The 1,182-nt window shown below is 47.3% G+C and carries 10 tRNA genes and 1 rRNA gene; all 11 read right to left on the bottom strand.

Features of this window, described 5'->3' with window-relative positions:
- Window positions 1–103: 103 nt before the first annotated feature.
- Window positions 104–180 (bottom strand) — tRNA-Pro (locus KNP86_RS15550).
- A 7-nt stretch (window positions 181–187) separates the two neighbouring features.
- Window positions 188–264 (bottom strand) — tRNA-Arg (locus KNP86_RS15545).
- Window positions 265–269: 5 nt separating this feature from the next.
- Window positions 270–354: transfer RNA gene (locus tag KNP86_RS15540), tRNA-Leu, on the bottom strand.
- A gap of 7 nt (window positions 355–361) precedes the next feature.
- Window positions 362–436, bottom strand: a tRNA-Gly gene (locus tag KNP86_RS15535).
- Window positions 437–457: 21 nt separating this feature from the next.
- Window positions 458–538: transfer RNA gene (locus KNP86_RS15530), tRNA-Leu, on the bottom strand.
- Window positions 539–571: 33 nt separating this feature from the next.
- Window positions 572–647, bottom strand: a tRNA-Lys gene (locus tag KNP86_RS15525).
- A gap of 15 nt (window positions 648–662) precedes the next feature.
- Window positions 663–738: transfer RNA gene (locus tag KNP86_RS15520), tRNA-His, on the bottom strand.
- 11 nt (window positions 739–749) lie between these two features.
- Window positions 750–825, bottom strand: a tRNA-Thr gene (locus KNP86_RS15515).
- 8 nt (window positions 826–833) lie between these two features.
- A tRNA-Phe gene (locus tag KNP86_RS15510) sits at window positions 834–909 on the bottom strand.
- Window positions 910–934: 25 nt separating this feature from the next.
- A tRNA-Asp gene (locus tag KNP86_RS15505) sits at window positions 935–1,010 on the bottom strand.
- A gap of 83 nt (window positions 1,011–1,093) precedes the next feature.
- Window positions 1,094–1,182: ribosomal RNA gene (gene rrf / locus KNP86_RS15500) — 5S ribosomal RNA — on the bottom strand; the annotation flags it as partial.

Here is a 1,182-nt window from a genome sequence, read left to right as displayed (position 1 = left end):
TGATATAGCTCTTTAAAAATGACGAAGCTTGCGCTTCATTCAAAAATTGTAAAACATTTTTGCCTCATCGTTCAGTTTTCAAAGACCAAATTGAATTAAGAAATGGTCGGGAAGACAGGATTCGAACCTGCGACCCCTTGGTCCCAAACCAAGTGCTCTACCAAGCTGAGCTACTTCCCGTTATAAATGGTGCACCCTGAGAGATTCGAACTCCCGGCCTTTAGATTCGTAGTCTAACGCTCTATCCAGCTGAGCTAAGGGTGCATTAATGCGGTCGAGAGGACTTGAACCTCCACGGTGTTAACCACCACTAGGCCCTCAACCTAGCGCGTCTACCGATTCCGCCACGACCGCATATAATTGGAGCGGAAGACGGGATTCGAACCCGCGACCCCGACCTTGGCAAGGTCGTATTCTACCACTGAACTACTTCCGCAATATAAAGTTAGATTAGAGATGCGGGTGAAGGGACTCGAACCCCCACGTCAAAGACACTAGATCCTAAGTCTAGCGCGTCTACCAATTCCGCCACACCCGCATATAATATTTAAGTATAGAAATTAATGAGAAATGGTGAGCCATGCAGGGCTCGAACCTGCGACCCTCTGATTAAAAGTCAGATGCTCTACCAACTGAGCTAATGGCTCATTAATTTTTTAAGATGGGGCGGCTGAAGGGAATTGAACCCTCGAATGCCGGAATCACAATCCGGTGCGTTAACCACTTCGCCACAACCGCCATGAGAAAAATGGTGCCGGCGAAAGGATTCGAACCCTCGACCCTCTGATTACAAGTCAGATGCTCTACCAACTGAGCTACACCGGCGCTGTAAATGGTGGCTTTGGACGGAATCGAACCGCCGACACAAGGATTTTCAGTCCTTTGCTCTACCAACTGAGCTACAAAGCCAACTTATTAAGTTTAAATAAAAAAATGGCGGTCCCGACGGGATTCGAACCCGCGATCTTCTGCGTGACAGGCAGACATGTTAACCACTACACCACGGGACCGTTTTAAATAATTATTGTATCGACTTTACCTATTTTAAATGTCATCAAGAGTAAAGTCAATAATTTTTTCAAAAAAACAATCAGCCTGGCAGCGTCCTATCCTCACAGGGGGAGACCCCCAACTACTTTCGGCGCTGAAGCGCTTAACTTCCGTGTTCGGCATGGGAACGGG

The organism is Exiguobacterium sp. s16, from assembly GCF_018618115.1.
GTDB lineage: Bacteria > Bacillota > Bacilli > Exiguobacteriales > Exiguobacteriaceae > Exiguobacterium > Exiguobacterium mexicanum_A.
This window is presented reverse-complemented; position numbering and strand designations above follow the sequence as displayed.